The organism is Myxococcus sp. XM-1-1-1 (genome assembly GCF_020037095.1).
Lineage (GTDB): Bacteria > Myxococcota > Myxococcia > Myxococcales > Myxococcaceae > Myxococcus > Myxococcus fulvus.
Genome location: NZ_JAIQDH010000003.1, coordinates 220,337 through 246,429, shown reverse-complemented (window position 1 = coordinate 246,429; position 26,093 = coordinate 220,337). Strand labels below are relative to the sequence as shown.

Here is a 26,093-nt window from a genome sequence, read left to right as displayed (position 1 = left end):
AGACATGAACAAGACGAACCAGAACACCCAGCAGCAGCGCCGCCGCCGCAACCGCCGGGGCATGACGCTCATCGAAATCATGGTGGTCATCACCATCCTCGGCCTCATCGCCGCCGCCGTCGGCGTGGCGGTGATTCCCCAGCTCGAGGCGGCCCGAAGGGACCGGGCGGCCCTGGACATCAAGAACATCCAGGGTGCGCTGAAGCTCTACTACACGAAGAAGGGCAAGTACCCGGACACGTCGGCGGGCCTCAACGCGCTGGTGGAGACGCAGTCGCTGGAGTCGATGCCGAAGGACCCGTGGAACAACGACTACGTGTACCTCAACGAGGGCGGCAAGCCCGTCATCATCTCCTACGGCGCGGACGGCACGGCCGGCGGTGAGGGCAACGACGCGGACATCTCGTCCGCGGACGGGGCCGCCACCAAGTGAAGAACCGGCGCGCCCCGTGTGTTGACAGGACTTGGGTATGAACGAGCAGAACGCAGTGACATCCCCGACGTCCTCACCCGCGGGGGGCGCCCGTCCGAACCGGTCGGGCCAACTCATCCTGGGCGGCATCTTCCTGGTGGCCACGGTGCTGGCGTTCGCCCTCGTCTACGCGACGGAGGACCGCACGCTGGCGCCCGAGCAGCGGCGCGCCCGGACGGAGATCCGCAAGCTGGAGGGCATGTTCAAGGCGCACCACCGGCTGATGGGCCACTTCCCCTCCAAGGAGGAGGGCTTCACCCCGCTCATCGAGGCGAAGCTCATCGAGGGCGTGCCCAGTGATCCATGGGGCCACCCGTACGTCTACTGGATGGACGGCAAGAGCGGCGCCGTCATCTCGCTTGGCGCGGACGGCAAGCAGGGCGGCGCGGGGCTGGACGCGGACCTGAGCAGCGGAGGCGTGCTGGCGGACTGGGGGCAGCCATGACGCGGAGCACGGCGACACGGCGGCGCCAGGAGCGCGGCCTGACGCTCATCGAGATCTCCATCGCCATCATCATCGTCGCGATGCTGTTCTCCGCGGCGGTGATGGGCATCGGCTCGCTCACCGGCGCCAAGGCCAAGGGCGCGGCCGGCGAGCTGGCCGGCACCATCCGCTCGCTCTACGACTCGGCGGCGCTGCGCGGCAAGACGTGCCGGCTGGTGTTCGAGATTCCGGAGGCCAAGGAGGAGAAGGCCACGCGCTACCACGCCGAGTGCGCGGAGAGCGGCGTGACGACGGCGAGGGACCGCGACACCGCCCTGCGCGACGAGAACTCCGAGAGGGATCGGGCCCGGCGCTCCAACCGGAGCGGCTCCGGCAACGGGCAGGAGCGGCGCACCTACGTGGCCTCGGCCGGGGAGACGGTCAGCGCGCAGGACCTGATGGAGGCGGAGAAGCAGCGCGTGGAGAGCCAGTCGCGCTTCTCGTCCTTCACGTCGGAGGAGATTCCGCCGCGCGAGCTGCCCTCGGACGTGCGCGTGTCGGTGTGGACGCGCCAGCAGCGAGAGGCCGTGGACAGCGGCGTCGCGTATCTCTACTTCTTCCCGCAGGGCTACACGGAGAAGGCCTACGTCTACCTGAGCCAGGGCGACAACATCTGGACCCTGGACGTGTCCCCGCTCACCGGCAAGGTGAACATCGTGGGCGAGGCGCTGGAGGTGCCGCGATGAGACAGGCCCGGGGCTTCACGCTGCTGGAGGTCGTCGTGGCGCTCGCCATCCTCGGCCTCGCGCTGATGGCCATCTTCGACCTCAACGCGGGCGCGGTGGCCAACCACGTCTACACCAAGCGCCTCACGGTGGCCTCGCTGCTGGCGCGCTCGAAGATGACGGACGTGGAGCAGCAGCTCTACGACGACGGCTTCACGCCCGACGACGACGAGGAGTCGGGCGACTTCTCCGACGAGGGCTGGCCCCAGTTCAAGTGGAAGGCGCGCATCATCGCGCCCAAGCTGGACGGCGTGTCACCCGACCAGCTCATCGGCGCGCTCTTCAACCTGCCCATCGGCGGGGACTCGAGCGACCCGATGAGCGGCATCGCCAGCCTCTTCGGCGGCGGTGGCGGCGGCGACAAGGATGGCAAGGGCGGCTCCAGCGGACCGCAGCCCGCGGGCGGCGGCCTGGGCGGCGCGGCCATGGGCATGGCGCAGCCCATGTTCACGCAGATGGTGCAGCAGCTCACCCAGACGGTGCGCGAGGTGCACCTCACGGTGTACTGGCAGGAGGGCACGCAGCTGGAGAGCATCGACCTGGTGACGCACGTGGTGTCGCTCGGGCCGGGCTCGGACAGGAACGGCGGCTTCACGCCCAACGCCGGTGGCCAGACGCCGGGCGCGGACAACCAGTGGGTGGACCCCGACAGCCCCGGGATGATCGTCCAGAACCCCATCCCCGGCCCCAACGGCGTCATGCTGCATCCGCAGACGCGCAAGCCGCTGATGCGCCGCTCGGAGTGGCTCAACCGCGCCAACGGCGGCCAGCAGGGCGGCCGTGGCGCGGGCGGCATCCTCCCGCCCGGCATGGGCGGCGGGCGGCCGCAGATTCCGAACCTGGGCGGCGGCCTGATGAGGAACGACCGATGACCCGGCGCGCGCGCGGCTTCACGCTGATGGAGGTCATGGTGGCGGTGGCCATCACCGCCCTGATGGGCACGGTGGTGGCCATGGCCTTCCAGACGGGCCTGACGGCGAAGGAGACGGTGGAGGCGGACGCGGACCGCTACCGGCAGCTGCGGGTGGCGATGAACCGCATGTCGCGGGAGATCGGCTCCGCGTACGTCAGTGACCGGTTCGACCTGAAGCGCTTCCGGGACCAGCAGGACCGGCCCAGCAACTTCGTCGGGGAGAGCGACCGGCTCCTGTTCACCACGTTCGCGCACCAGCGGCTGTACACGGACGTGAAGGAGTCCGACCAGGCGGTGGTGGAGTACTTCGTGGACGCGTCCGAGGACAAGACGGCGCGCGGGCGGCAGGACCTCAAGCGCCGGGTCAACCCGAACGTGGACGACCGCATGGACCGGGGCGGCACGACGGACGTGCTGCTGGAGGGCGTGAAGAAGCTGGAGTTCGAGTACTGGAACTCCGAGAAGAAGGAGTGGGATGACGAGTGGGACACCCGGCGCCCCGAGCAGAAGAGCATCCTGCCCACACGCGTGCGGGTGACGGTGACGGCGGTGGACGAGACGGGAAAGGAAGCGCGCTACAGCACCCAGACGCGCATCATGTTGAACACGGAGCTGCCGAGGTACTGATGCCCCTGCCCTTCCCCAAGCAGACGTCCCGGCGACGTCCCAGGCCCGCCCCGCGCTCGGCGGCCGCGAACGAGCGGCGCTCGCGCGGCGTGGCGCTCATCATCGCGGTGGTGTCCATCGCGCTGCTCACCATCATCGCCACCGAGTTCGCCTACAACAGCCGCGTGGACCTGCAGCTCGCCGCCAACCAGCGCGACGAGGTCCGCGCGTACTACATGGCGCGCTCGGGCGTGGCGCTGTCGCGGCTGCTTCTGCGCTTCCAGAAGCAGGTGGACGCGACGCCCATCCCCAACCCCGCGTCGCTGCTCAGCGGCTTTCTGGGCGGCAACGTGGGCGCGCAGGGCAACACGCCCCAGCCCTCCAGCCTGAACCTCCAGCTGTGGCGGATGGCGCGCGTGGACTGCCACATGCTCAAGGGCCTGGTGAAGAGCGAGGGCCTGGAGAACGGCAAGGAGGACGCGCCGCCCCTGGACCCGGTGGACGAGGACGACGGGAACTTCCGCATGGACGGCGAGGAGGACCCGGCGTCGAAGGAGATGTCGGCGCAGATGACGCGCCGCTCGTTCGGCGGCTTCGAGGGCTGCTTCCTGTCCACCATCTCCGACGAGGAGGAGAAGCTCAACGTCCACCGGCTGATGGCGGGCGCCGGCGACGCGCTGCCCACCGCGCTGCGCATGCTGGACATGCTCGAGGACAAGCGCTTCGAGTTCCTGTGGGAGCGCGACGACGCGAACAAGGTCCGCAGCAATCCGCAGGACGTGATGCTGGCCATCAAGGACTACGCGGACGACGATGAGACGGGCTCGGCCATCAACCGCAATGACCCGGTCAACCCCATGCCGTCCGGCTTCTCCGACGAGGGCTCGCCCTACAGCCGGTACGAGCCGAGCTACGAGCCGAAGAACGCGCGGTTCGACAGCGTCGACGAGCTGTACCGGGTGCACGGGGTGAATGACCAGTTCATGTCGGCCTTCCGTGACAGGCTCACGGTGTATCCGGACATCAACTCACGGCCCAACATCAACACGGATGACCCGGTGATGATGGGGCTGGCCATCATGTCGGTGGCGGACCCGGCCCGGCCGGACCCGCGCTTGAGGGACCCGGTGTTCCTCAACGAGCTCATCACCCGCATCCGCTCGGCGCGCATGTTCAGCTTCTTCGGCATGGCGGTGCAGGACTTCGTGGCGGTGGTGGAGAGCGCCGGCATCGTGGTGAATCCGGCCGTGAAGTCCAACGTGGCGGGCAACCGCCTCATCGGCGACAAGAGTCAGACGTTCACCATCAAATCCGTGGGAGAGGCGGGCAGCGTGCAGAAGACGCTGACCGCGGTGGTCCGGCTGGACGACACGCTGGGCAAGCTCCTGTACTGGAGAGAGGAATAGCATGGCCCGCATTCTTGGCCTCGATTTGGGCAGCCACGCCGTGAAGGGCGTGGTGCTGGAGGCGCGGACGAAGGGACACGCCACCCGGAGCTACGTGGAGGTGCGCCGTGCTCAGGAAGGCGAGCGCGCCGACACGCTGCGCGCCGCGGTGACGGAGCTGCTCGGCAAGCTGCCGCCGGGCCACGCCGACCAGGTGGTGGTGTCCCTGCCCGGCCCCGCGCTCATCACCCACACGCTGACCTTGCCGTTCTCCGACAGCAAGCGCATCGACGCGACGCTGCCGTTCGAAATCGGCAGCCAGCTCCCGTTCGACATCTCCGAGGTCGTCTACGACTACCAGGTCGTCGGCCACAAGGACCTGGAGGGCAAGGAGAGGGCGAGCGACCTGCTCGTCGGCGTGGTGCGCACCGAGGAGCTCAAGGCGCTGCTGGAGGTGCTGGCGGAGCTGAAGGTGGACCCGCGCGTCGTCACGCACCCCGGCCTCGCCTACCAGAACCTGCTCCAGCAGGCGGCGGGGCTCTTCGAGGGCGCGAACGAGGGCGGCGCGGTGGCCATCGTGGACCTGGGCCACGAGCGCACGTCGGTGGCCATCGGCACGCCGGGCACGGGCGTCCGCTTCGCGCGCACGTTCGCCGGCGGTGGCAAGGACCTGAGCAAGGCCCTGGCCACGGAGTTCCAGACGTCATTGGCGGAGGCGCACCACTGGAAGGAGCAGCACGGGGCGCTGGCCAGCGCGGCGAAGGGGCCGGACGCGGAGCGCGCGGCGGCGGCCTTCACCCGGGGGCTCCAGCCGGTGTTGCGCGAGCTGCGGCCCACGCTGAAGTCCTTCACCGCGCGCACCCGCCAGCAGGTGGGCGCGCTGGTGCTGTGTGGCGGCACCGCGCGGATGCCGGGGCTCGCGGAGCAGCTCTCGCGGGACTTGAACCTGCCGGTGCGCGTGCTGGCGCTGCCGGCGGACACGACGGAGGCCATCGCCGCCGACGAGCAGCCGACGGCGGCGCAGGCGTACGCGCTCGCGCTGCGAGGCAACGCGACGGGCGCGCGCGCGCCGCGCTTCAACTACCGCCGGGGCGAGCTCGCCTTCAAGGGTGACTTCGACTACGTGAAGGACAAGCTGGGCCTCCTGGCGTCCTTCGCGGCGACGCTGCTCTTGCTGCTCATCGCGTTCGGCGTGGTGCGCAACTCGGTGCTGTCGCGGCGCGAGGCGCAGGTGGACGCGGCGCTGTGCGAGACGACGCAGCGGATCCTGGGGCGGTGCGAGAAGGACTACAACCGCGCGCTCAACATGCTCAAGGGCGTGGAGAGCCCCGCGGCGGCGCTGCCGCGCATGTCCGCGGTCAACCTCCTGGCGGAGGTCACCGAGCACGTCCCCAAGGAAATCCCGGTGAAGTTCGACCGCATCCAGATTGATACCGAGCGCGTCATCCTCCAGGGGGAGACGGACTCCTCCAAGCAGGTGGACACGCTGTCCAACGCGCTCAGGAACCACGCCTGCTTCAAGGAAGTGAAGCAGGGGAAGGTGGAGCGCACGCGGGACGGACAGAAGGTGACGTTCCGTCTGGACGTCCAGGTGCAGTGCCCCGGGGCGGAAGGCGGGGAGAGCTAGTCATGGCCAGACTTCAGGAAGCACTCGCGCCGTTGCAGACGTGGTTCGAGCGGCTCAGCGAGCGTGAGCGGCGCATGGTGGCCATCGCCGGCACGGCGGTGGCGGTGTTCGTGGTGTTCGTGGTGCTGATGACGTTCGCCAACAGCGCGTCCGGCTACCGCAAGCGCACCGAGGACAAGCTGGGCAAGCTCCAGGAGGTGCAGGCGCTGGCGGCCAGCTATCGCGAGGCCCAGGCGTCGCGGCAGGCCGTGGAGACGCAGCTGACGTCCAGCAACGTGCAGCTGATCACCTACATCGAGGACAAGGCCACGGCGGCCGGGCTGCAGGTGCCCAACATGACGCCCAAGGGCGACGTGGGCATCGGCGACGGGAAGATCATGGAGAGCTCGGTGGAGCTGACGTTCTCCGACGTGGACCTCCGCAAGCTGACGGACTTCATGCGCACGGTGGAGAGCGGGCCGGGCGTGGTGAAGGTGAAGTACCTGCGCATCGAACCGAGGCCCAACGACACGCTGACGGCGTGGACGACGGTGGCCACCTACCGGATGAAGCAATAGCCCTATGTCCTCTGACTCCAAGCCCGCTCGTTGGAAGGTCATCCTGGGCTACGGCGCGTTCGCGCTCGTGGCCTTCATCCTCTGCCTGCTGCTCACCTTCCCGTACGAGACGGTGCGCGCGCGCATCATCAACGAGGCGGCGCAGGCGGGGCTGGCGGTGCGCATCGGCTCGCTGCGGCCGGGGCTGTCCGGCGTCACGGCCACCAACGTGCGGGTGAGCAAGCCGCCCCAGCCGTTGAGCGCGGACCTGCTCGGCAAGCTCATCAGCGGCGAGGGCCTGCCGGGCGCGGCGGAGCTGGGCGAGGCGGTCATCATCGACAGCCTGGCGGTGCGCCCCACCCTCTTCCCTCCGGGCGTGGCGGTGCGCGCCAACGCGATGGGCGGGACGGTGACGGCGTCGGTGGGGTTGCTGGGTGACTCGAAGGTGCGCGCGGACATCGACGGGCTCAAGGTCAGCGGCGGCAACCTGCCGGGCTTCCTCGGCGTGGACCTGGACGGCGTCATCAACGGCACGCTGGCCCTGACGCTGCCCAAGGGGAAGAGCCCGGAGCCAGACCTGTCCCTGGCGAACGGGGAGCTGCTGCTCGACACGCAGGGGCTCATCATCAAGGGTGGCAAGGCCTCCATTCCGATGGGCGGTGGCAACTCCATGCCCATGGACCTGCCGCAGGTGGCGCTCGGCGCGCTGGTGGGCCGTATCGACTTCGACAAGGGCCTGGGCACGGTGAAGGAGCTCAAGCTCAAGGGCGAGGACATCGAGGCGCTGGCCACGGGCACGCTGAAGCTGGGCAAGCGGCTGGAGTACAGCGAGCCGGCGATGGATGTGAACCTGCGGTTGGACCCGGAGGCGCAGAAGCGCCTGGGCCTGCTGGCGGCGGGCATCACCATCTTCCCTCCGGACAAGAAGGACCCGAGCTTCCGGGCGGCCAGGCTCGGCGGGTTCCTGAACCGGCCGACGTTCCTGCCCCGGCGGTAGCGGGCAACGGCTCGGGTGCGCCCTTCCCGGGGCGTGGTGGTTGAAGTCAGCGCGCCGGGACGTGTAAAGCGCGGGCGCACAGGAGGGCCGTGGATGCCGGAGCTGGTGTTTTTCCGTCGTGGCGAGGAGGTGTTGAGGGTGGGGGTGGACCGGGCGAGGTTGGTGCTCGGTCGCGGCGAGCAGAGCGACGTCGCCATCCCGGACCCGGAGGTGAGCCGTCAGCAGGTGGCGCTGCTGTGGGACGGCGTGGAGTGCCGGGTGCAGGACCTGTCGGGCAAGGGCACCACGGTGTCCGGCACGTCGATCACCGAGGCGGCGTTGCCGGACGGCGCGGACCTGGCGCTGGGGCAGTGGCGCGCGGTGTTCCGGCTGAGCGGCGGCGGCGAGGGCGCGGAGGTGGCCACCGAGGTGGGGCACACCACGTCCATCCAGGCCCGTGACGCGCAGTCGCTGCGCTGGCAGCCGGCGCAGGTGCGCGTGAAGCAGGGCCCCAACGAGACGGTGCATCGGTTCTCGGGGGACAGCTTCACGGCGGGCAAGGACGCGGGGTGCGACCTGGTGCTCCAGGACCGGTTCGCGTCCAGCAAGCACCTGAAGGTGACGCGGCGGGACGGGACGTTCCACGTCGTGGACCTGCGCTCGACGAACGGCACGTGGCTGGGGCCGGTGCGCGTGTTCGAGGCGGAGGTGTCGTTGCCCACCACGCTGAGGGTGGGCGAGACGGAGCTGGTGCTCGAGGCGGCGGCGACGGGCAACCGCAAGGAGCCGACGTCGTTCCACGGCATCATCGGGAGCGACAACGCGGTGAAGGGGCTGTCGGACCTCATCGAGCGGGTGGCGCCCTCCACGGCGGCGGTGACGATTCTCGGCGAGTCCGGAACGGGCAAGGAGCTGGTGGCGCGGGCCATCCACCAGTGCTCGCAGCGGGCCAACCGGCCGCTCATCCCCGTCAACTGCGCGGCCATCTCCAAGGAGCTCATCGAGAGCGAGCTGTTCGGCCACGAGAAGGGCTCGTTCACGGGCGCGGCGAATGCGCGCAAGGGCGCCTTCGAGGAGGCGGACGGCGGCACGCTGTTCCTGGATGAGATTGGCGAGTTGCCGCTGGACTTGCAGGCGAAGCTGCTGCGTGCGCTGGAGAGCGGCGAGATCAAGCGGGTGGGCGCCAGCCGGCCGATGCACGTGGACGTGCGGGTGGTGGCGGCGACGAACCTGGACCTGCTGGCAGCGGCGCGCGAGGGCAAGTTCCGCGAGGACCTGTACTACCGCCTCTGCGTGATTCCGTTGCACCTGCCGCCGCTGCGCAGCCGCAAGGGGGACCTGCCGGCGCTGGCGGACCACTTCGTGAAGCTGTACTCGCCGCGAGGGCAGACGGTGAAGCTGTCCGCGTCCGCGATGGACCGGCTCCAGAACCACACGTGGCCGGGCAACATCCGCGAGCTGCGCAACGTGGTGCACCGGGCGCTGCTGTTGCGCAAGGGGCCGGTCGTCGACGCGAACGATTTGACGTTCGACCAGGAGATGAACAAGGAGACGGGCATCGCGGTGCCCGAGCTGCCTCCGGGGATGACGCTGGAGCAGATGTTGGAGAAGCTCGAGCGGCAGATCGTCGAGGCGGCGCTGCGCCGGTACAACAACAACCGCGAGCGCGTGGCCCGCGAGCTGGGCGTGGCCCGCTCCACCTTGTTCAAGCGCCTGAAGGACTGGGGCCTGACGAAGCAGGACGAGCAGGAGTAGGCGTCCCCTCCTCCGTGCCTCGCGGACCTCGCGCGGGGCACGGGGAGCCCGCCTCACCTCCGGAACGGGAGTCCGCTCTCCTTGAGCGCCCGGAGGTACGGCATCGAGCGCATCGGAGGACACCGCAGCACCGCCTCCTGGAACTCGCGTGGAGGCGCGTACCCGTGCGCATCAAGGTAGTGCAGCACCGTCGTGGGCGCGACGAAGACACGCGTCCCATCCGGGACGAAGACGTTCGCGCTGCCGAGTGACACCGTCAGGGAGTCATACGCGAGCGCCCCTGGGCCCCCCGAGAAGCGACACAACGAGCACGCGTGCCGCCCGGCGAAGACCACCGGCTGCCACGGGTCCACGCACAGGCGGACGAGCGCCGCGAAGAAGTCCGCCTCCACTTCACCTCGCGGGAAGGAATGCCCGTGCTCCAGCCACCCCACCGCCACCAGCCGGTCGTCCCCGCCTGGAAAATACGCGCACGGCGAGAGGTCCTCGAAATGGGCCATGGCGCCACCCTGCCCTGAAGGGCGAGGTTCGTCGCGTCCGGTGAGAAAAAACCGTCAGGCAGGCGCGTAGACCCTTTTCGCGGGTGGTTCGTTCCAAGGGAGGTCCCCGCTGGGGTGTCCAGGAGCCCACCCGTGATGCACGCCGCCGCCATCGACCTTCCGCCCCTCACGCAGCTCTACAACGAGCACCGCGCCCGCGCGCTCGCCATCGCCCGCCGCATCGTCGGTGACGCGGATGACGCCGAGGACGTCGTGCAGGACGTCTTCGCCCGGCTCGCCTGGAAGTCGCCCGGCTACGGCGGGCGCGCCGCGTGGACCACGTGGCTCCACCGCGTCATGGTCAACAGCAGCATCAACTGGCTGCGCGCACGCAAGCGCCGCGAGCGCCTGAGCCACGAGCCCGCCGAGCCCCTCTCTCCCGAGCGGCAGGCCATGGGCACGCAGATGGAACGGCACTTCACCGCCGCGCTCGAGGACATCAACGAGCAGCAGCGCCAGGTCCTCTACCTGCGCGAGGTCCGCGGCCTGACGTACCCCGAAATCGCGCGCCTCTTGCGCATCCCCGAGGGCACCGTGAAGAGCACCCTCCACCGCGCCCGGCAGCGCACCTTCGAGCTGCTCGAGGAGCGCGGCCAGCGCCCCTGAGCCACCTACTCGTCGCCCTTGGCGCCGACGAATTGGTCGCCCTTGTCCTTGAAGAGGACGTTGAAGCTGGTGAGCGAGCCGTACACGCGGGTGATGTAGCTCTGCATCTCCACCTTCTCCGCATCGGACAGCTTCGGGTGCGCGTTGAGCTTCTGCTCGAGCACGCGCAGCCGGTCGCGCACCATGACGACCTTGTGGAACAGGTTGTCGATGGGCAAATCCTTCGCCTGCAGCTCCGGGTTGCCGGGGACCAGGCGCACCGTGCCGCCCTCCCACTTGCCCGCGAGCGGCGGCGCCTCGGCGAGGCCCGACGCCTCCCGGAAGATGTCCATCAGCTCTTCACGCGTCATGCTCAGCCCTTCCAGGTCGATGACTTCGTTGGGGTCCGCCACCCGCCGGCGAATCACCACCGGGGCCACGCTCCGGGCGGCGCGCTCGCGCGAGGGGGACTGCGCCGCCGGGGCCACGGCCGTACCCCGGGGCGCGTACTTGTCACAGATGGGGGCGGACGGCGGAAACATCCCCCGAGACGACTGGAGCCGGCAGGGCCCCACCCACCCCCGGCGCTCATCCACCGAGTGAGGGCTCCACAACTTGCAGTTGCCACACACCTGCTCTTCCGGCCGGAAGACAGGCAGTGCCAACGAGGTGTCCGCCGGCTCGGTCATCAGCGCGTCTCCCCCGCCACCGGCGGGCCCTTGCGCACGCCCAGCTCCCGCAGCAGGGCGTCCGCGTTCTCCACCTGGTCCAACATCCACAGCACGTAGCGCACGTCCACGTTGACGTTGCGCGCCACCTCCGGGTTGTAGCCGAAATCGTTGGCCACGTTCTCCCAGACGCGGTCGAAGTTCACGCCCACCAGCTGTCCCCGGCCGTTCACCGTGGGGCTGCCCGAGTTGCCACCCGTCGTATCCGCGTCCGACAGGAAGTTCACCGGCACCTCCTTGAGCTTCTTGTCCGCCCACGCACCATAACGCTTCGCCTCGGCCACCTTCGAGACGCGCTCGGGCACGTCGAAGGGCTCCTCCCCCGTGTGCTTGGCCAGCATGCCCGACAGCGTCGTCTGCGGCGTGTACACCGCGCCATCCCGCGGCGAGTAGCCCTGCACCTTGGCGAACGTCACCCGCAGCGTCCCGTTGGCGTCCGGCGCCACGGGCTTGCCCGCATGCGCCAGCACCGCCTTGCGCCAGTCGGGCCGCAGCCGCGACGAGGCGCCGTCGCGCCGGTCCTGCGCCTCGTCCAGCACCTCCTGCTCACGCGCCAGGTCCAGGCCGAACGCCAGGAGCGGGTCCTTGCGAGCCTGAAGCTGCGCGAGCGTCTCCGTGCCCATCTTCATCCGCTCGGCCAGCGTGAGCACCTGCGTGGCCGCGTACATCGCGTCCACCTTCGCCGCCACGTCCTTCTCCACGAACGTCTTGCCGAAGTGCTTGTCCACCGCGGCGATGCGCTCGTCCGCGCCCAGCGCCTGTGCGCGCCGCACGAAGGCCGTCAGGAGCCGCTTCTCCGCGGGCAGGAACACGTTCTTCTGCTCGCGCTCCAGGCGGTCCTTGATGCGCACCTGCTCGCGCTCCATGTACGCCGGGCGGCGCTCCAAATCGGGCTTCGCGCGCTCGGTGGCCAGCCGCGCCAGCGTCACCGCCAGCGACGGCCCCCGGGCGAGCCGGCCCGTGGCGCCGAGCAGGAACTCGCGCTCGAACACCTTCGAGGTGGCCTTCTGCTCGGCGAGCAGGGCCTCGCGGGCCTTCAGCGCCCCACCCCACTTCGCGCTGTTCTTCGTCGCCCAGGCCGCCACGGCCGCCTCGGCCTCGCGCTGCTTCTCCACGATGCGCCCGCGCTTGAGCCCCGCCAGTTGCCCGCCCGCGTTCTTGTGCACGTTGTGCAGGCCCTTGAGCGTGGAGGCCACGGCGATCTTCCCGGCCGGGTCCTTCTCTCCCTCCTCCTCGAGGATGCGGATGGCCTCGCCGAACACGTCGCGCATGCGCGGGTAGAGCCGCGACTGGCGCTCCGCCATCTCCTCCGCGAGCAGCGCGCGGTAGGTGCGGCCCGGGTAGCCCAGCACCATCACGAAGTCACCGGGCTTCACGCCCTCGGGGGACAGCGGGAAGAAGAACTCCGCCTTGTAGGGCACGTTCTTCTCGCTGTACGCCGCCGACGTCCCGTCCGGCGCGGTGTACGCCCGGAGGATGGCGAAGTCGCCGGTGTGGCGCGGCCACATCCAGTTATCCTCCTCGCCGCCGTACTCACCCACCGCGCGCGGCGGGGCGTAGACGAGCCGCGAGTCCTGCAGCTCCACCGCGTCCACCAGCGTGTAGTTCACGCCGCCGTCGAACGTGGACACCTGGCAGCGGGTGGCGGGGCGCTTCTCGCACTCGGCCACCAGCTCCTTCTGCTTGCGCTCGATGGCCTTGAAGCGGGCCGTGTCATCCGCGCCCTCGGGCACCGCCGCCAGCACCTGCGCCGTCACGTCCGTGAAGCTGCGGGGGACCTGCACCCGGGCGCCCTTGCCGGGCAATTCGTCCTTGCGCTCCGTGGCCAGGAAGCCCTGGGTGATGAGGTCGCGCTGGGGGGTGCTGTGCTCCTGGATGATGCCGAAGGCACAGTGGTGGTTGGTGATGACCAGGCCCGTGTCGGAGATGAAGGCGCCGGTGCACCCGCCCACATTCACGGCGCCCGCGAGCAGGCCGGTGCCGCGCTTGGGGTCCCACAACTTCTTGGGGGGCACCTGGAGGCCCTGGGCGCGCAGCCAGGCCGGGTCCAGTTCCAGGACCTGCTGGGGGGTCCACTTCCCTTCCCCGGCGAGCGCCGGGGCAGCCACGAGCGAGAGCAGGAGGAGCGTCTTCTTCATGCCCCATCCCTACCCCGTCCGGCGCCCGCAGGCGACATCCGCCTGAGGTCACGACGCCCCGCGGCAAGCCAGGAGTTTCCCGGGAAGAGGGACCCGACTTAAGTGTTGGGGTGTCCCATGGTGGGGAGGCCCCGGTACCGATGAAGACCGCCAGCGGTGCACAGCTCGATTTCGGCCGCCTGGCCCTCCTGCTCGTCATGCTGGGGGTCGGCTGGTACTTCTGGTACTCGCCCGTCTTCTGGCCCCTGAAGCTGCTGGTGGTGATGATGCACGAGAGCGGGCACGCGCTCGCCACCCTGTTGGTGGGGGGCTCCGTGGACCGCATCCACCTCGCGGCCGACGAGTCGGGCTCCTGCCTGTCGCGCCTGCCGCCGGGCATGCTGCGGCAGATCGCCGTGTACTCGGGCGGCTACCTGGGCAGCGCGGTGGCCGGCGCGGGCCTCCTGCTCGCCACCTTCCGCTTCCGGCTGCGCCGGTGGGTGCTGGGGGCCGCGTGTGTGTGGCTGGTCGTGATGGGCCTGCTCTACGCGGGGGACGCCTTCACCCTGGCCTTCTGCGTGGGCACCGCCGCGGTCATGGGCATCGGCGCGAAGTGGCTGCCGGACGGCGCGGTGGACTTCGTCAACCTGTTCATCGCCGCCTTCACCGCGCTGTACGCCGTGTTCGACTTGCGCGACGACCTGTGGAACAGCGCCGTGCGCTCGCGCAGCGACGCGGCCCTGCTCGCGGACCTCACCTACGTGCCCGCCGTCGTCTGGGCCGCCCTGTGGACGCTGCTCGCGGTGGGCCTGCTCTCCATCGCCGCCTACCGCTCGCTCCACGCAAGGCCCCAGGGCCTGCAGATGCCCCCCGTGGGCTCCCGGGCCCGGAGGGCGTGACGGAGCGGCCCTCCCCGACGACCTGACGTCGACGCAGCGCTACCCCACCCTCATCCACCTCAACGGAATGGGGGAACTGGGCCGGGCGACGACGGAGTCGGAGCTGTTCACCATCACCACGAAGTGGCGGCCATCGCCCCGTTCGCCACCAGCATCGGCGCACAGGGTGACACGCTCACCTCGTCCTGACGGGCAGCGCACACACCGGCGGGTCCCAGTCGTACGGCACGCAGGCGTTCTGGGACTGGATGCCCGCCCAGCAACGAATGTAACCGGTTACAGGCCCGCAGCTCCCATGAGGCAAGACAGGCTGGATTCTTCCATCTCCGCCTGAATCGACCCTGGGAGCGACGGGCCTCCCCTTCCAACACGACAGGCATTCTCCAGACGCGCACGGGCACGTGTCGCGCCGACGCGGATGTACGCGCTCGGCGCCGCGACAGCCGCGCCCCAGGTCCAGTGGAACGTGAGTCACGAACTAACCGCTAAACAAAAATTCACTGATTTGTCTGCCACAAAACAGACACGCTATGAGTGCGGGCGACGCGGCCGGGATGGGCCGCGGTCATCCCCACACCCCAGGAGCAGGCAATGAATCTCAAGTCAGTGATGGGTTCACTGGTTTTGGCGTCGCTGCTGTCGACGGGCGCGGCGTTCGCGCAGAACATCGAGCCGGTGCCCGAGCACAACACGGGCGACCTCCCCAACAAGGAAGGTGAGCTGGCGCGCATCCCGTTGAGCAAGGTCCTGCGGGACGCGCCGCGTGAGGACATCGAGCAGGCGCCGGTCGAGGGCTTCCTGCCGGAGCTGCCCATCCTGGTCGACGGCGTGCGCTACACGGCACAGCAGCTCCAGGAGCGGGACATCCACCTCTCCCACTACGTGCTCGACGGCAACTCCGCGGCGATGGCCGTGGTGCAGGGCTTCCGCACCACCGCGGACCTGACGAAGTACTTCCAGCAGACCCACCAGTTCCCCTCCGAGCAGCCCACCACGGGCATGGCGCCGTGCAACCCCTGGTCGGTCTTCTTCGAGCACTCGTGGTACGGCGGGGCGGCGTTCTCCGTCTACCCGGGCTGGGGCTACAACACGCTGGGCTGGTGGAATGACCGCATCTCCTCCATGTGGAGCACCCAGTGCGGCCGCTGGACGCTGATGACGGAGCACTCCTACTTCGGCGGCCACGTGCTGTGGGTCGGCCGTGCGTGGGCCATCGGAAACATGGGCAGCTACGGCTGGTACACGGGCTTCTGGCCGTTCCGCCGCTGGCACTCGTGGAACGACCGCGTCTCGTCGGTCGCCGTCTATTGGTAGTCCCGTCGTGACGTGAGCGGGCCGGAGGCGTGTCCTCGCGCCTCCGGTCCCGCGTCGGCCCAGGCGCTCACTTCCTCGGGCGCATGCGGAACGCGACGAACGAGGCGACGTCCGGGAAGGAGAAGTACGGGTTCTTCTGGCGCACCTCGCCCAGCGCCGCCACCGGGACATCCGCGTAGTCGTGCCCCGGCCACAGGCGCGTGGAGTCCGGGACCTTCAACAGCACCTGCGACAAGGAGCGGTACATCGCCTCCGGGTCGCCGCCGTTCATGTCGCACCGCCCGCACCCGTTGATGAACAGCGTGTCCCCGGACACGAGCGCGTCTCCGGCGAGCAGGCAGTGCGAGCCCGGGGTGTGTCCGGGCGTGTGCAGCGCATGGAACGTCTCGGCGCCCACCGGCACCGCGTCTCCGGGCCCGAGCAGGCGCAGCGCGCCCGAGAGCTCGCGCAGCTCCGCGGAGAACTCCACCTCCGCCCGCTGCGCGTAGACAGGCACGTCGTGTCGGGAGAGCAGGTCCGGCAGGCCGTTGATGTGGTCGAAGTGGCAGTGCGAGACGAACGCGCCCGCCAGGCGCTTGCCGTCCTCTTCCACTGCCCGTTCAATCGCATCCACGTCCCACGCCGGGTCCACCACCACGACGTCGGGCGAGTCCGCCGCGCCGACGAGGTAGACGAAGTTGTCCATGGGGCCCAACTTGAGCTGACGTACGTAGGGATTCCGCATCTCTCACACCTCCCGGGGAGACTCTAACGCCCAAGACTTGAAGGCACGGGCGCTTCCCACTTGAATGGACGTCTTTTCCCTGGAGGTCCACACCCCGTGAAGCGCTCTCTGCCGTTGCTCGCCTGTACCCTCCTCGCCGGCTCGAGCGTCGTCGCCAAGGAACGGTCCACTTTCAAGTACACCGCGCCTCCGGACGGCGAGCGTCCGGTCATCGTCGACGCCGTCATCGCACCCCAGGGCAGCGACTTCGCCATGCGCCTGCGCTTCGACAAGGAGCCGTGGGGCGAGGAATGCAAGAACCGCTGTGCCAATGCCACGCTGCTCATCGACGCGGACTCCAGCAAACAGACGGGCCTGAAGCTCGCGGCGGGGGCGCCAGGCAACGGCGCCGACCTGGCCGTCATCATCCAGGGCGTGCGGGAGTACGCGACGGAGAGCGGCAAGGGCGCCAAGAACTGGCTGCGCGTCAAGGTGCGCCTGCTCAACAACGAGGCGAGCAGCGTGGACGACGGCGAGCTGCTCGCCGAGCTGAGCCACAAGCACGACACCGACCGCATCCAGTCCGATGGGAAGACCGTCTACCTGCTCATCGACAGCACCCACCCGTCCATCCCCGCCGGCCGCAAGGCGCGCGTCGTCTACCAGCCGCCCGGTGGCAAGCCCATCCAGGCCAACGTGACGGGCCTGATTGGCGGAGGCGGCTCCAAGGGCAACGTGAAGATCTTCAAGGACGGCAACTGGGGCAAGGCGCCCAAGGCCGACCCCTGACGTTCCCGTCCCCACACGTGTCGCGTCCTCGGGCCCGCGATGGGCTCGCAGGGCGCGTGCGTCGGGGCCCGTCCGGGGGTGGGGCCATCGAGCGGCGGGTGCCGGGGGGCCATCACGTCATCGCCTCCGGAGGTGCGCGGTGAAGGTGCTCGCGCGAGGCTCCCAGTACTCGCGGCTTCACACGGGTCCGTCGCACCTTCGAGTTCGGGTGCGCGGCTCCCGCTTCGGTGCCGGTGTCGCCGCACTGCTCCTCTCGTCGCCGCTCACCGCGTGTCGGACGGAGCCACCACCTCCGAGCTATCTCCGGGTCGAAGGGCCGGCCCCACGGCTCGCGGAGGTCCCCGACTCGCGGGCCCTGCTGGTGGTCTTCTGGGCCACGTGGTGTCCGCCCTGCCGCGCCGAGACGCCGCAGCTCGTGTCGCTGGCCGAAGCGCCCCCTGACGCGCTGCGTGTCGTCGTCTTCAGCCACGACACGGACCCGAAGGCGGTGGAGACCTTCTTCGAAGGGCCGCACCACGCCGCGCTGCATCTGCGCCTGGACGAGGGACACCAGGTCGCCCGCGCGTTCGGCGTGGACACCCTGCCCCAGAGCGTCCTGGTGGTGGACGGGCGCCTGGTCGCTCGATTCTCGGGGCCTCGAGCGTGGGATTCACGAGCCATGCGCCGCCTGCTGGAGAAGTTGATCCGCGAGCACCCCGTACCAGTGTCGGCCCCGTCGCGTTGACTCTCCGCGGAGACCTCCAGTAAGCCTTCGGGTCGATGCGGTTCCTCCTGCGCACCCTCGCGCTCCTCCTCGTGCTGATGACGGGTGGCGTCTTCCAGACGCTCGCCTTCGCATCGGACACGCACGCGGACTGCGAAGAGGAAACCGGGTCGGGGGACTGCTCGGACTGCGCCACGGATTGTGCGCTGTGCCTCTGCTGTCCGCTGAGGGCCGCGCCCGCGCCCCTGCCCTTCGTGAGCCAGGTGGAGGAGCCGCTCGTCCGGCCCACCATCCACGTCCACCCGGACGTGCTGCTCCCAAACGGCGTGGGACGCGACATCTTCCAGCCTCCCAGAGGGTGATTCCGCCCCTCACGGGAGACGTGTGTCCAGCGAGTCCCCTTCCCGGGTCTCGCGCGGACGCGCACGTCACCGTGCTGCCCCGCTGAAGCTGAAGCCACCCTCCGCGCACTCCCGCGCGGACATACGCCGCCGGGGTACCGCCCTGGCCGGAGTCATGTCATGCGTTCCCTCCAGACCTTCGTGCTCGTCGTGTCCCTCGTGTCCTTCCCCGTCCTCGCCGCGTCGGCCGAGGAGCCCAAGCCCGCGCAGCAGTCGCAGGCCGCCGAGAAGCCCAAGTGTGAGCACGGCGTGCAGAAGTCGCTGTGCACGCGCTGCAATCCGAAGCTCGCGGCGGTCTTCAAGGCCAAGAACGACTGGTGCGCCGAGCACGAGCGCCCCGAGTCCCAGTGCTCGCTCTGCCACCCGGACCTCGCCAAGAAGGGCGTGAAGTAGATGGGCCCCCGCATCGGTCTCCTGGCGCTGGCGGGACTGCTCGTCCTGGGCGCTTCGTGCACGAAGTCGTCCCAGCCCGAGGTCGCGAAGAGCACCACCTCCGATGCGGGGCCCCCGTCCCCCGAGGCTCGCGCCGTCACGCTGTGCGAGCACGGCGTGCCCTCGGAGCTGTGCACGAAGTGCGACCCCGACCTCGTCGATGTCTACAAGGCCCAGGACGACTGGTGCGACGAGCACGGGCTGCCCGAGTCCCACTGCCGTCAATGCAACCCATCGCTCTCCTTCACCGCCCCGGCCACGCCCGCCGACTGGTGCAAGGAGCACGCGGTGCCCGAATCGAAGTGCACCCAATGCAACCCGAAGCTGGTGGCCGACTTCATCGCCGCGGGTGACTACTGCCGCGAGCACGGCTTCCCGGAGTCGGTCTGCCCCTTCTGTCACCCGGAGCTCGTGAAGGCCGCGGGCGCCGAGATGCCGCTGTTCCCCACGCCCGGCACACGCATCCGACTGGCCTCCGCCGACACCGCGCGGGAGGCGGGGCTCCAGACACATCGACTCCAACGCAGGCACTTCGCGCGCTCGCTGGAGGTGGTGGGCCAGCTCACCTTCAACCAGAACCGCCTGGCGCGACTGTCCGCGCGAGGCGACGCGCTGGTGAGCGAGGTGCGCGTGGACGAGGGCGACGACGTCAAGGCAGGCCAGCCCCTGCTCGCGCTCACCTCTCCTTCCGTCGGACAGGACAAGGGGCGGCTGTCCGCGGCCCTCGCGCGACTGGAGACGGCACGCGCGGCGCTCGCGCGAGAGCAGGAACTGGTGGAGCGCGGCATCAGCCCTCGCAAGGACTTGGAGCAGGCCCGGGCCGAGCTCGCCGCGGCCGAGGGCGAGCGTGAAGCGGCGCGCGCGTCCCTCAGCGCGGCGGGCGCGTCACAGGGGAGCAGCGAGGGTCTCTACAATCTCTCCGCGCCCTTCGCCGGGACGGTGGTGGCTCGCGACGCGGTGTCCGGCCGACATGTCGCCGCGGGACAGACGTTGCTCGAGGTCGCCGACCTCTCCACGCTCTGGGCCCTGCTCGAGATTCCCGAGGCGGACTCGGCCCAGGTGCGCACGGGGCAGCAGGTCACCCTGAGCCTCGAGGGTCTTCCCGGAGAGGTCCGTGAGGCCACGCTCACCCGCGTGGGTGCCTCCGTGGACCGCGCCACCCGCACGGTGCGCGCCCGCGTCGAGCTGCCCAACCCCGACCGCGCCCTCAAGGCCGGCATGTTCCTGCGCGCGCGGATTCAAGTGGCCGAGGAGCACGAGGCGTTGATGGTGCCCCACTCCGCCATCCAGCGCGCCAAGGGACAGGTGCTCGTCTTCGTGAAGAAGGACGAGACACTCTACGAGCCTGTCCCCGTGGAGCTGGGCGCGGGCACGCGTGACGAGGTCGAGGTGGTCAAGGGCCTGCGGCCCGGCATGGAGGTCGTCACCACGGGCGCCTTCCTGCTGAAGACCGAGGTGCTCAAGGACTCCATCGGCGCGGGCTGCTGCGAGGAAGGAGGCCCGTAGCCCATGCTCACGCGCATCATCGATGGGTCACTGGAGCACCGTGGCGCGGTGCTGCTGGGCACCGTGGCGCTCGTCATCTCGGGGCTGCTCGCGTTCCGGGCCCTGCCGCTCGATGCCTTCCCCGACACGACCCCCACGCAGGTGCAGGTCAACACGGTGGCGCCCGCGCTCTCGCCCGTCGAGGTGGAGCGGCAGCTCACCATTCCGCTCGAGCAGCAGCTCGCGGGACTGCCGCAGCTGGAAGAACTGCGCTCCATCTCCAAGTTCGGGCTGTCGCAGGTGACGCTCCAGTTCCGCGACGGCACGGATGTGTGGTTCGCGCGGCAGCAGGTCTCGGAGCGGATGGGCCGCGTGAAGATGCCTCCGGGAATCGAGGCACCCACGCTCGGGCCCGTGGCGACGGGGCTGGGCGAGGTCTTCCACTACCTGGTCAAGAGCAGGAGCCGGAGCCTGGAGGAGCTGCGCACGCTGCACGACCAGGTCATCGCGCCCCAGCTCCGCGCGGTGCCCGGTGTGGCCGAGGTGAATGCGTGGGGAGGCCGCGAGAAGCAGTGGCACGTGGTGGTGGAGCCGCAGCGACTCCGACAGTTCGACCTGTCCCTGGGCGACCTGTACCGGGCCCTGGAGGCGAACAACGCGAACGTGGGCGGCGGCATGGTGGAGCGCGGTGGTGGAGCGAGCCTGGTGCTCGGCATCGGTGTGCTGGAGGATGGCCGGGCCGTGGGCGACGTGGTGGTGGCCGCGCGAGACGGCGTGCCCGTGCGCGTGCGCGACGTGGCCCAGGTGGAGGTGGGGCACGAGATTCGTCGAGGCGCGACCACCGCGGACGGCGAGGGTGAGGTCGTCCTGGGCCTGGGCTTCATGCTCCTGGGCGAGAGCTCGCACGTGGTGACACGGGCGCTCGCTCGGCGCATGGACGAGGTGAAGCAGCGCCTGCCCGACGATGTGCAGGTGGACGTCGTCTACGAGCGCACGGAGCTGGTGGACCTGGTGCTGCGCACGGTGCGCACCAACCTGCTCGAAGGCGCGCTGCTGGTCATCGCCGTCCTCTTCCTCTTCCTGGGCAACTGGCGCGCGGGGCTCATCGTCGCCTCCGCCATTCCCCTGTCCCTGCTGTTCGCTTTCAGCGGCATGCTGCGCTTCGGCATCGCCGGCACCCTCATGTCCCTGGGCGCCATCGACTTCGGGCTGGTGGTGGACTCGTCCGTCATCCTCGTGGAGAACGCGGAGCGGCACCTGGCCGGCGCCCGCGATGGACGGAGCCTGAAGCAGGTGGTGCGGGACGCGGCCGTGGAGGTCCGCAAGCCCACGCTCTTCGGTGAGCTCATCATCATGGTGGTGTACCTGCCCGTGCTCGCATTGGAGGGCGTGGAGGGGCGGCTGTTCCGTCCCATGGCGCTCACCGTCATCCTGGCCCTGCTGGGCAGCGTGCTGCTGTCCATGACGTTGATGCCGGTGCTCGCGTCGTTCGCGTTGGAGCGAGGCAGGCGAGGACACCCCGAGCCGCGCCTCGTGCGCTGGCTGCAGCGGGGCTACCGGCCGCTGCTGGAGTGGAGCGTGTCCCATGCGCGCACGGTCCTCATCGTGGCGGGGCTGCTGGTGGTGGGCACGGGGCTGGCGGCCACGGGGCTCGGTCGCGAGTTCGTCCCGAGGCTGTCCGAGGGAACCCTCGTCATCAACACCGTGCGCCTGGCCGAGGTGTCCCTCACCGAGTCGGTGCGCTACGGCGGGCAGGTGGAGAAGGTGCTCCGGAGCCGGTTCCCCGACGAGGTGGCGCGCGTGTGGACGCGCACCGGGACGGCCGAGGTGGCGACGGACCCGATGGGCATCGAGCTGTCCGACGTGTTCGTCACGCTCCATCCCCGCGAGCAGTGGAAGCGCGCCGCGACGCAGGAGGAGCTGGTGGCGGAGATGAAGGCGGAGCTGGCGGACCTGCCCGGCATGCGCATGGCGTTCCTCCAGCCCATCGAGATGCGCGTCAACGAGATGATCGCCGGCGTGCGCGGGGACGTGGGCATCAAGCTGTTCGGCGATGACCTGGACGTGCTCAAGGCCAAGGCGCGCGAGCTGGAGGCGCTGGTGCGCGCGGTCCCCGGCGCCACGGACGTGACGCTGGAGCAGCTCACGGGTCAGCCCGTGCTGGAGGTCACCGTGGACCGGGTCGCCATCGCGCGGCATGGCATCGCCGCGCGCGAGGTGCTCGACGTGGTGGAGGCGGTGGGCACACGCGTGGTGGGCGAGGTCCGTGAGGGCGAGCGCCGCTTCGACCTGGCGGTGCGGCTGGCCGAGGCGTACCGCAATGAGCCCACGAGGCTGGCCACCGTGCCCATCACAGCGCCCGGAGGTGAGCGTGTGCCCCTGGGTCGGCTGGCGACGATTCGCGAGGTGTCCGGCCCCACCACCCTGCAGCGCGAGTGGGGCCAGCGGCGCATCGTCATCCAGGCCAATGTGAGCGACGGCGACCTGGGCGGCTTCGTCACCCACGTGCGCGCCGCGCTGGCGAAGGTGGAGCTGCCGCCGGGCTACCACCTCCGCTACGGCGGCCAGTTCCAGAACCTGGAGCGGGCCCAGGCGCGGCTGGCCCTCGTGGTGCCCATCGCGCTGGGACTCATCCTCCTGCTGCTCCACCTCACGTACCGCCGCTGGGTGGACACGCTGCGAATCTTCGCGGGCGTCCCCTTCGCGCTGATGGGCGGCGTGCTGGCGCTGCTCGCGCGCGGGCTGCCGTTCTCCATCTCCGCCGCGGTGGGCTTCATCGCCGTCAGCGGCGTGTCCGTGCTCGGGGACATGGTGCTGGTGTCCCGGCTGCGGCAGCTGCTCGGCCAGGGACGCGCGCTCCCCGAAGCCCTCCGCGAGGCCGCCGTCTCCCGCCTGCGTCCGGTGCTGATGACGGCCTCGGTGGCGGCGCTCGGCTTCCTCCCCATGGCACTCAACACGGGCATCGGCGCGGAGGTCCAACGACCGCTGGCCACCGTGGTGGTGGGCGGCGTCCTGTCCTCGACCCTGCTGACGCTGCTGGTGCTCCCGGCGCTCTACTCGGTGCTCGGCGCGGGCCGGGGAAGCAGCCACGGAGGCGAGCGGACGCCCCCCGCCGAGCACCTTCCGAACCCGGAAGAACAGGCCCGCGCCGCGTCCTGACGAAGGCCCGTGACGCGGCACATCATGGGGCAGCCGGGCGGCCGAACGCTCCCCGGTCGCCCTACCCCACGGGGTCCAAAGCCTCCCTCGCCGGCCCATCCTACCCGCACCCACCGTCCCGTCCGCTGGGGAGTCTCGCGTGCCCCGGCCGCCGGAATTTCAGGGGGTTACAGAGATGTTCCACTCGGAGGCGGGCCTGGACGGAGATTCAGGTGGGATGCCTCGGAGTACGTGCAACCCCCCGAATTCGTTCCCTTTGTCAGGGGGGCATGGTAGTCCCGCCGCTTTGTTGAAGATTTCAGAGTCCATGGCGCGGAGTGCGCGAGTCACGCACCGCGTTCGGGTACGAGACGTTCTCACCTGGGTTCGAAGAGCATGCGCGCAGAAGCCGAATTGAAGACGCGAAAGAAGCAGGGGGGCTCGGGCGGCGGGGGTGGTGCCGCGGGCTCCGGTGGTGGGGGTGATGGGTTCGTCCCGGCCTCGCTGGCCGACGAGGCGCGTCGCCGGTACATCAACTACGCGCTGTCGGTCATCACCTCGCGCGCCCTGCCGGACGTGCGCGACGGCCTCAAGCCCGTGCAGCGCCGCATCCTGTACGGCATGTGGAACGACCTGAACCTGTCGTTCGACACGAAGTACCAGAAGTGCGCCCAGGTCGTCGGCGCCATCATGGGTCGCTACCACCCGCACGGCGACGCCTCCATCTACGACGCGCTCGTGCGCATGGCGCAGGACTTCTCCCTGCGCTACCCGCTGGTGGACGGCCACGGCAACTTCGGCTCGCTGGACGGCGACTCCGCCGCCGCCTACCGCTACACCGAGTGCCGCCTGGACAAGCTCGCCACCGAGATGCTCGGGGAGCTCGAGCGCAAGACGGTGGACTTCCGGCCCACCTACGACGGCACCCGCAACGAGCCCATCGTCATCCCCGCACGCGTGCCCCAGCTGCTGATGAACGGCACCACGGGCATCGCCGTGGGCATGGCGACCAACATCCCGCCCCACCACCTGGGCGAGCTGGTGGACGCGCTCGTGGCCCTCATCGAGACCCCGACGCTGCTCACCAAGGACCTGCTCAAGTGGGTCAAGGGACCGGACTTCCCCACCGGCGGGCAGATCCTCAACGACAAGAAGGAGCTGCGGGAGATCTACGAGACGGGCCAGGGCAGCGTCCGCATCCGCGGCGAGTGGGACACCGAGGAGCTCAAGCGCGGCGGGACGCAGATCATCATCACGTCCATCCCGTACACGGTGAACAAGTCCACCCTGGTCTCGAAGATCGGCGACCTGGTGCGCGAGCGGAAGCTGCCGCTCATCGTGGACGTGCGCGACGAGTCCACCAAGGACGTGCGCATCGTCCTGGAGCTCAAGAAGGACGCCAACGCCGAGCTGGTGATGGCGTACCTCTACAAGCACACGCCGCTGCAGACGACGTTCGGCGTGAACCTGACGTGTCTGGTCCCCAGCGAGGACAACCCGGAGGTCGGCACGCCGCGCCGGCTCAACCTCAAGGACATCCTCCAGCACTTCCTGGACTTCCGCTTCGCCGTCGTCACGCGCCGCTTCCAGCACGAGCTGGGCGAGCTGCAGAAGCGCGTGCACCTGCTCGAGGGCTTCGAGAAGGCCTACGACGCGCTGGATGAGATCATCCGCATCATCCGCCAGTCCGAGGGCAAGCAGGACGCGGCCCAGAAGCTGATGAAGCGCTTCCAGCTGGACGAGCTCCAGGTGGACGCCATCCTGGAGATGAAGCTCTACAAGCTGGCCCGCCTGGAGATCCTGGTCGTCCAGAAGGAGCTCAAGGAGAAGCGCGCGGAGATCAAGCGCATCGAGGGCATCCTCAAGGACAAGAAGAAGGTCTGGTCCACCGTCAAGGACGAGCTCGGGGAGATCAAGGGCCAGTACAACGACAAGCGCCGCACGAAGATCGGCGGCGCGGGCTCCGAGGAGGTGGAGTTCAACGCGGACGCGTTCATCGCGGACGAGGACGCCCACGTGGTCCTCACCCGCGACGGCTGGGTCAAGCGCGTGCGCGAGGTGAAGGACCCGTCCTCCACCCGTCTGCGCGAGGGCGACGCGGTGATGGCGGTGCTGGCCGGCAGCCTCAAGGCCAACCTGGTGCTGTTCAGCAACTTCGGCACCGCGTACGTCACCCGCTTCAACGACATCCCGGCGTCCACCGGCTACGGCGACCCGGTGCAGAAGCTGTTCAAGTTCGACGACGGCGAGCGCGTGGTGGCCGCCTGGTCGCTGGACGCCCGGCTCGAGGCCCCGGCGAAGCTGGTCGGCGTGACGAAGCAGGGCATGGGCATGCGCTTCCTCCTGGAGCCGCACCTGGAGGTCTCCACGCGCGCCGGCCGTCGCTACGCGAAGACGGGCGAGGGCGATGAGATCATCGGCGTGCGCGAGGCGGGCGAGAAGGACCTGCTCGCGGTGCTGACCAAGAAGACCAACGCCCTGGTGTGCAAGGTGGCGGAGGTCAACGAGCTGGCCGGCCCCGGCAAGGGCGTCACCGTCATCAAGGTGGATGACGACGACCAGGTGGTGGAGTTCCTGGTCAGCGCGCCCAACCAGAAGGACGCGAAGATCGATTTCGACACGCAGAAGGGCCGCAAGCTGCAGCTCGCTCCCGCCAAGTACGGGGTGACGGGCCGCGGCGGCAAGGGCCACGAGATGTCCAAGCGCGACGCGGTGGAGGACGTGGCCCGGCCCGTCGTCTTCATCCCGTTGCCCGAGAAGAAGGATTAGCCAGAGGACGCC

General features: G+C 69.7%; 24 protein-coding genes. 20 read left to right on the top strand and 4 right to left on the bottom strand.

What is annotated here, in order from left to right; genetic code table 11:
* Window positions 1-4: 4 nt before the first annotated feature.
* The 10 genes from gspG (at window position 5) to K8640_RS08660 (ending at window position 9,479) form a co-directional block, all read left to right on the top strand.
* Window positions 5-433: a type II secretion system major pseudopilin GspG gene (gene gspG / locus K8640_RS08705; RefSeq protein ID WP_223746643.1), complete on the top strand. Its 429-nt coding sequence runs from the start codon at window positions 5-7 to the stop codon at window positions 431-433.
* Window positions 434-470: 37 nt separating this feature from the next.
* On the top strand, window positions 471-917 hold the full coding sequence (locus K8640_RS08700) for a type II secretion system protein GspG (protein ID WP_223746642.1): 447 nt from the start codon (window positions 471-473) through the stop codon (window positions 915-917).
* Complete coding sequence (locus K8640_RS08695) at window positions 914-1,642, top strand: prepilin-type N-terminal cleavage/methylation domain-containing protein (RefSeq protein ID WP_223746641.1); 729 nt, start codon at window positions 914-916, stop codon at window positions 1,640-1,642. The genes K8640_RS08700 and K8640_RS08695 overlap by 4 nt, the downstream gene beginning before the upstream one ends.
* Window positions 1,639-2,553 carry a prepilin-type N-terminal cleavage/methylation domain-containing protein gene (locus tag K8640_RS08690; RefSeq protein ID WP_223746640.1) on the top strand — a complete coding sequence of 305 codons (915 nt, stop codon included), beginning with the start codon at window positions 1,639-1,641 and terminating at the stop codon, window positions 2,551-2,553. Before K8640_RS08695 ends, K8640_RS08690 begins: the two co-directional genes overlap by 4 nt.
* A complete protein-coding gene (locus K8640_RS08685) occupies window positions 2,550-3,221 on the top strand; it encodes a type II secretion system protein GspJ (protein ID WP_223746639.1) in 672 nt (223 codons plus the stop codon). Before K8640_RS08690 ends, K8640_RS08685 begins: the two co-directional genes overlap by 4 nt.
* On the top strand, window positions 3,221-4,606 hold the full coding sequence (locus K8640_RS08680; RefSeq protein WP_223746638.1) for a general secretion pathway protein GspK: 1,386 nt from the start codon (window positions 3,221-3,223) through the stop codon (window positions 4,604-4,606). The genes K8640_RS08685 and K8640_RS08680 overlap by 1 nt, the downstream gene beginning before the upstream one ends.
* A gap of 1 nt (window position 4,607) precedes the next feature.
* Complete coding sequence (gene pilM / locus K8640_RS08675; protein ID WP_223746637.1) at window positions 4,608-6,212, top strand: pilus assembly protein PilM; 1,605 nt, start codon at window positions 4,608-4,610, stop codon at window positions 6,210-6,212.
* Between the two features lie 2 nt (window positions 6,213-6,214).
* Window positions 6,215-6,769, top strand: coding sequence for a type II secretion system protein GspM (gspM, locus tag K8640_RS08670; protein ID WP_223746636.1), 555 nt, complete (start codon window positions 6,215-6,217; stop codon window positions 6,767-6,769).
* Between the two features lie 4 nt (window positions 6,770-6,773).
* Window positions 6,774-7,745 carry a type II secretion system protein GspN gene (gene gspN / locus K8640_RS08665; RefSeq protein WP_046712754.1) on the top strand — a complete coding sequence of 324 codons (972 nt, stop codon included), beginning with the start codon at window positions 6,774-6,776 and terminating at the stop codon, window positions 7,743-7,745.
* Between the two features lie 93 nt (window positions 7,746-7,838).
* Entirely contained in the window at window positions 7,839-9,479 is a 1,641-nt protein-coding gene (locus K8640_RS08660) for a sigma 54-interacting transcriptional regulator (protein ID WP_223746635.1), read from the top strand.
* A gap of 53 nt (window positions 9,480-9,532) precedes the next feature.
* Here the strand turns inward: K8640_RS08660 and K8640_RS08655 are convergent, their stop codons facing one another.
* Entirely contained in the window at window positions 9,533-9,979 is a 447-nt protein-coding gene (locus K8640_RS08655; RefSeq protein WP_223746634.1) for a hypothetical protein, read from the bottom strand.
* Between the two features lie 135 nt (window positions 9,980-10,114).
* Between K8640_RS08655 and K8640_RS08650 the strand changes: the two genes are divergently transcribed.
* Window positions 10,115-10,624, top strand: coding sequence for an RNA polymerase sigma factor (locus K8640_RS08650; RefSeq protein ID WP_141323075.1), 510 nt, complete (start codon window positions 10,115-10,117; stop codon window positions 10,622-10,624).
* Between the two features lie 5 nt (window positions 10,625-10,629).
* On the opposite strand, the gene K8640_RS08645 is transcribed toward K8640_RS08650, so the two are convergent.
* Both K8640_RS08645 and K8640_RS08640 read right to left on the bottom strand, forming a co-directional pair.
* Window positions 10,630-11,292, bottom strand: a complete 663-nt coding sequence (locus K8640_RS08645; RefSeq protein ID WP_223746633.1) for a high-potential iron-sulfur protein — start codon at window positions 11,290-11,292, stop codon at window positions 10,630-10,632.
* Complete coding sequence (locus K8640_RS08640) at window positions 11,292-13,469, bottom strand: S46 family peptidase (RefSeq protein ID WP_223746632.1); 2,178 nt, start codon at window positions 13,467-13,469, stop codon at window positions 11,292-11,294. The genes K8640_RS08645 and K8640_RS08640 overlap by 1 nt, the downstream gene beginning before the upstream one ends.
* A gap of 140 nt (window positions 13,470-13,609) precedes the next feature.
* Here K8640_RS08640 and K8640_RS08635 point away from each other — a divergent pair, with 140 nt between their 5' ends.
* Entirely contained in the window at window positions 13,610-14,347 is a 738-nt protein-coding gene (locus K8640_RS08635; RefSeq protein WP_046712749.1) for a M50 family metallopeptidase, read from the top strand.
* A gap of 591 nt (window positions 14,348-14,938) precedes the next feature.
* On the top strand, window positions 14,939-15,661 hold the full coding sequence (locus K8640_RS08630; protein WP_223746631.1) for a hypothetical protein: 723 nt from the start codon (window positions 14,939-14,941) through the stop codon (window positions 15,659-15,661).
* A gap of 67 nt (window positions 15,662-15,728) precedes the next feature.
* On the opposite strand, the gene K8640_RS08625 is transcribed toward K8640_RS08630, so the two are convergent.
* Entirely contained in the window at window positions 15,729-16,385 is a 657-nt protein-coding gene (locus K8640_RS08625; RefSeq protein WP_141323050.1) for an MBL fold metallo-hydrolase, read from the bottom strand.
* A 96-nt stretch (window positions 16,386-16,481) separates the two neighbouring features.
* Here K8640_RS08625 and K8640_RS08620 point away from each other — a divergent pair, with 96 nt between their 5' ends.
* From K8640_RS08620 to K8640_RS08590, 7 genes are all read left to right on the top strand, one after another.
* Window positions 16,482-17,153, top strand: a complete 672-nt coding sequence (locus K8640_RS08620; RefSeq protein WP_223746630.1) for a hypothetical protein — start codon at window positions 16,482-16,484, stop codon at window positions 17,151-17,153.
* Between the two features lie 208 nt (window positions 17,154-17,361).
* Window positions 17,362-17,877, top strand: coding sequence for a TlpA disulfide reductase family protein (locus K8640_RS08615; RefSeq protein ID WP_223746629.1), 516 nt, complete (start codon window positions 17,362-17,364; stop codon window positions 17,875-17,877).
* 35 nt (window positions 17,878-17,912) lie between these two features.
* The gene (locus K8640_RS08610; RefSeq protein ID WP_223746628.1) at window positions 17,913-18,218 is read left to right on the top strand and encodes a hypothetical protein; all 306 of its coding nucleotides are present in this window, start codon (window positions 17,913-17,915) and stop codon (window positions 18,216-18,218) included.
* A gap of 159 nt (window positions 18,219-18,377) precedes the next feature.
* Window positions 18,378-18,650: a hypothetical protein gene (locus tag K8640_RS08605; protein ID WP_223746627.1), complete on the top strand. Its 273-nt coding sequence runs from the start codon at window positions 18,378-18,380 to the stop codon at window positions 18,648-18,650.
* Entirely contained in the window at window positions 18,651-20,195 is a 1,545-nt protein-coding gene (locus K8640_RS08600) for an efflux RND transporter periplasmic adaptor subunit (RefSeq protein WP_223746626.1), read from the top strand.
* Window positions 20,196-20,198: 3 nt separating this feature from the next.
* Window positions 20,199-23,333 carry an efflux RND transporter permease subunit gene (locus tag K8640_RS08595; protein WP_223746625.1) on the top strand — a complete coding sequence of 1,045 codons (3,135 nt, stop codon included), beginning with the start codon at window positions 20,199-20,201 and terminating at the stop codon, window positions 23,331-23,333.
* Between the two features lie 375 nt (window positions 23,334-23,708).
* Complete coding sequence (locus K8640_RS08590; protein ID WP_223746624.1) at window positions 23,709-26,081, top strand: DNA topoisomerase (ATP-hydrolyzing) subunit A; 2,373 nt, start codon at window positions 23,709-23,711, stop codon at window positions 26,079-26,081.
* The last annotated feature ends 12 nt before the right edge of the window (window positions 26,082-26,093 follow it).

What these genes read in the sequence shown, in the direction of transcription:
- gspG (WP_223746643.1), top strand. Translation starts at nt 5, where the DNA reads ATGAACAAGACGAACCAGAACACCCAGCAGCAGCGCCGCCGCCGCAAC.
- K8640_RS08610 (WP_223746628.1), top strand. Translation starts at nt 17,913, where the DNA reads ATGCGGTTCCTCCTGCGCACCCTCGCGCTCCTCCTCGTGCTGATGACG.
- K8640_RS08635 (WP_046712749.1), top strand. Translation starts at nt 13,610, where the DNA reads ATGAAGACCGCCAGCGGTGCACAGCTCGATTTCGGCCGCCTGGCCCTC.
- K8640_RS08645 (WP_223746633.1), bottom strand. Translation starts at nt 11,292, where the DNA reads ATGACCGAGCCGGCGGACACCTCGTTGGCACTGCCTGTCTTCCGGCCG.
- K8640_RS08595 (WP_223746625.1), top strand. Translation starts at nt 20,199, where the DNA reads ATGCTCACGCGCATCATCGATGGGTCACTGGAGCACCGTGGCGCGGTG.
- K8640_RS08640 (WP_223746632.1), bottom strand. Translation starts at nt 13,469, where the DNA reads ATGAAGAAGACGCTCCTCCTGCTCTCGCTCGTGGCTGCCCCGGCGCTC.
- gspM (WP_223746636.1), top strand. Translation starts at nt 6,215, where the DNA reads ATGGCCAGACTTCAGGAAGCACTCGCGCCGTTGCAGACGTGGTTCGAG.
- K8640_RS08650 (WP_141323075.1), top strand. Translation starts at nt 10,115, where the DNA reads ATGCACGCCGCCGCCATCGACCTTCCGCCCCTCACGCAGCTCTACAAC.
- pilM (WP_223746637.1), top strand. Translation starts at nt 4,608, where the DNA reads ATGGCCCGCATTCTTGGCCTCGATTTGGGCAGCCACGCCGTGAAGGGC.
- gspN (WP_046712754.1), top strand. Translation starts at nt 6,774, where the DNA reads ATGTCCTCTGACTCCAAGCCCGCTCGTTGGAAGGTCATCCTGGGCTAC.
- K8640_RS08625 (WP_141323050.1), bottom strand. Translation starts at nt 16,385, where the DNA reads ATGCGGAATCCCTACGTACGTCAGCTCAAGTTGGGCCCCATGGACAAC.
- K8640_RS08680 (WP_223746638.1), top strand. Translation starts at nt 3,221, where the DNA reads ATGCCCCTGCCCTTCCCCAAGCAGACGTCCCGGCGACGTCCCAGGCCC.
- K8640_RS08695 (WP_223746641.1), top strand. Translation starts at nt 914, where the DNA reads ATGACGCGGAGCACGGCGACACGGCGGCGCCAGGAGCGCGGCCTGACG.
- K8640_RS08590 (WP_223746624.1), top strand. Translation starts at nt 23,709, where the DNA reads ATGCGCGCAGAAGCCGAATTGAAGACGCGAAAGAAGCAGGGGGGCTCG.
- K8640_RS08630 (WP_223746631.1), top strand. Translation starts at nt 14,939, where the DNA reads ATGAATCTCAAGTCAGTGATGGGTTCACTGGTTTTGGCGTCGCTGCTG.
- K8640_RS08685 (WP_223746639.1), top strand. Translation starts at nt 2,550, where the DNA reads ATGACCCGGCGCGCGCGCGGCTTCACGCTGATGGAGGTCATGGTGGCG.
- K8640_RS08700 (WP_223746642.1), top strand. Translation starts at nt 471, where the DNA reads ATGAACGAGCAGAACGCAGTGACATCCCCGACGTCCTCACCCGCGGGG.
- K8640_RS08600 (WP_223746626.1), top strand. Translation starts at nt 18,651, where the DNA reads ATGGGCCCCCGCATCGGTCTCCTGGCGCTGGCGGGACTGCTCGTCCTG.
- K8640_RS08655 (WP_223746634.1), bottom strand. Translation starts at nt 9,979, where the DNA reads ATGGCCCATTTCGAGGACCTCTCGCCGTGCGCGTATTTTCCAGGCGGG.
- K8640_RS08605 (WP_223746627.1), top strand. Translation starts at nt 18,378, where the DNA reads ATGCGTTCCCTCCAGACCTTCGTGCTCGTCGTGTCCCTCGTGTCCTTC.
- K8640_RS08660 (WP_223746635.1), top strand. Translation starts at nt 7,839, where the DNA reads ATGCCGGAGCTGGTGTTTTTCCGTCGTGGCGAGGAGGTGTTGAGGGTG.
- K8640_RS08690 (WP_223746640.1), top strand. Translation starts at nt 1,639, where the DNA reads ATGAGACAGGCCCGGGGCTTCACGCTGCTGGAGGTCGTCGTGGCGCTC.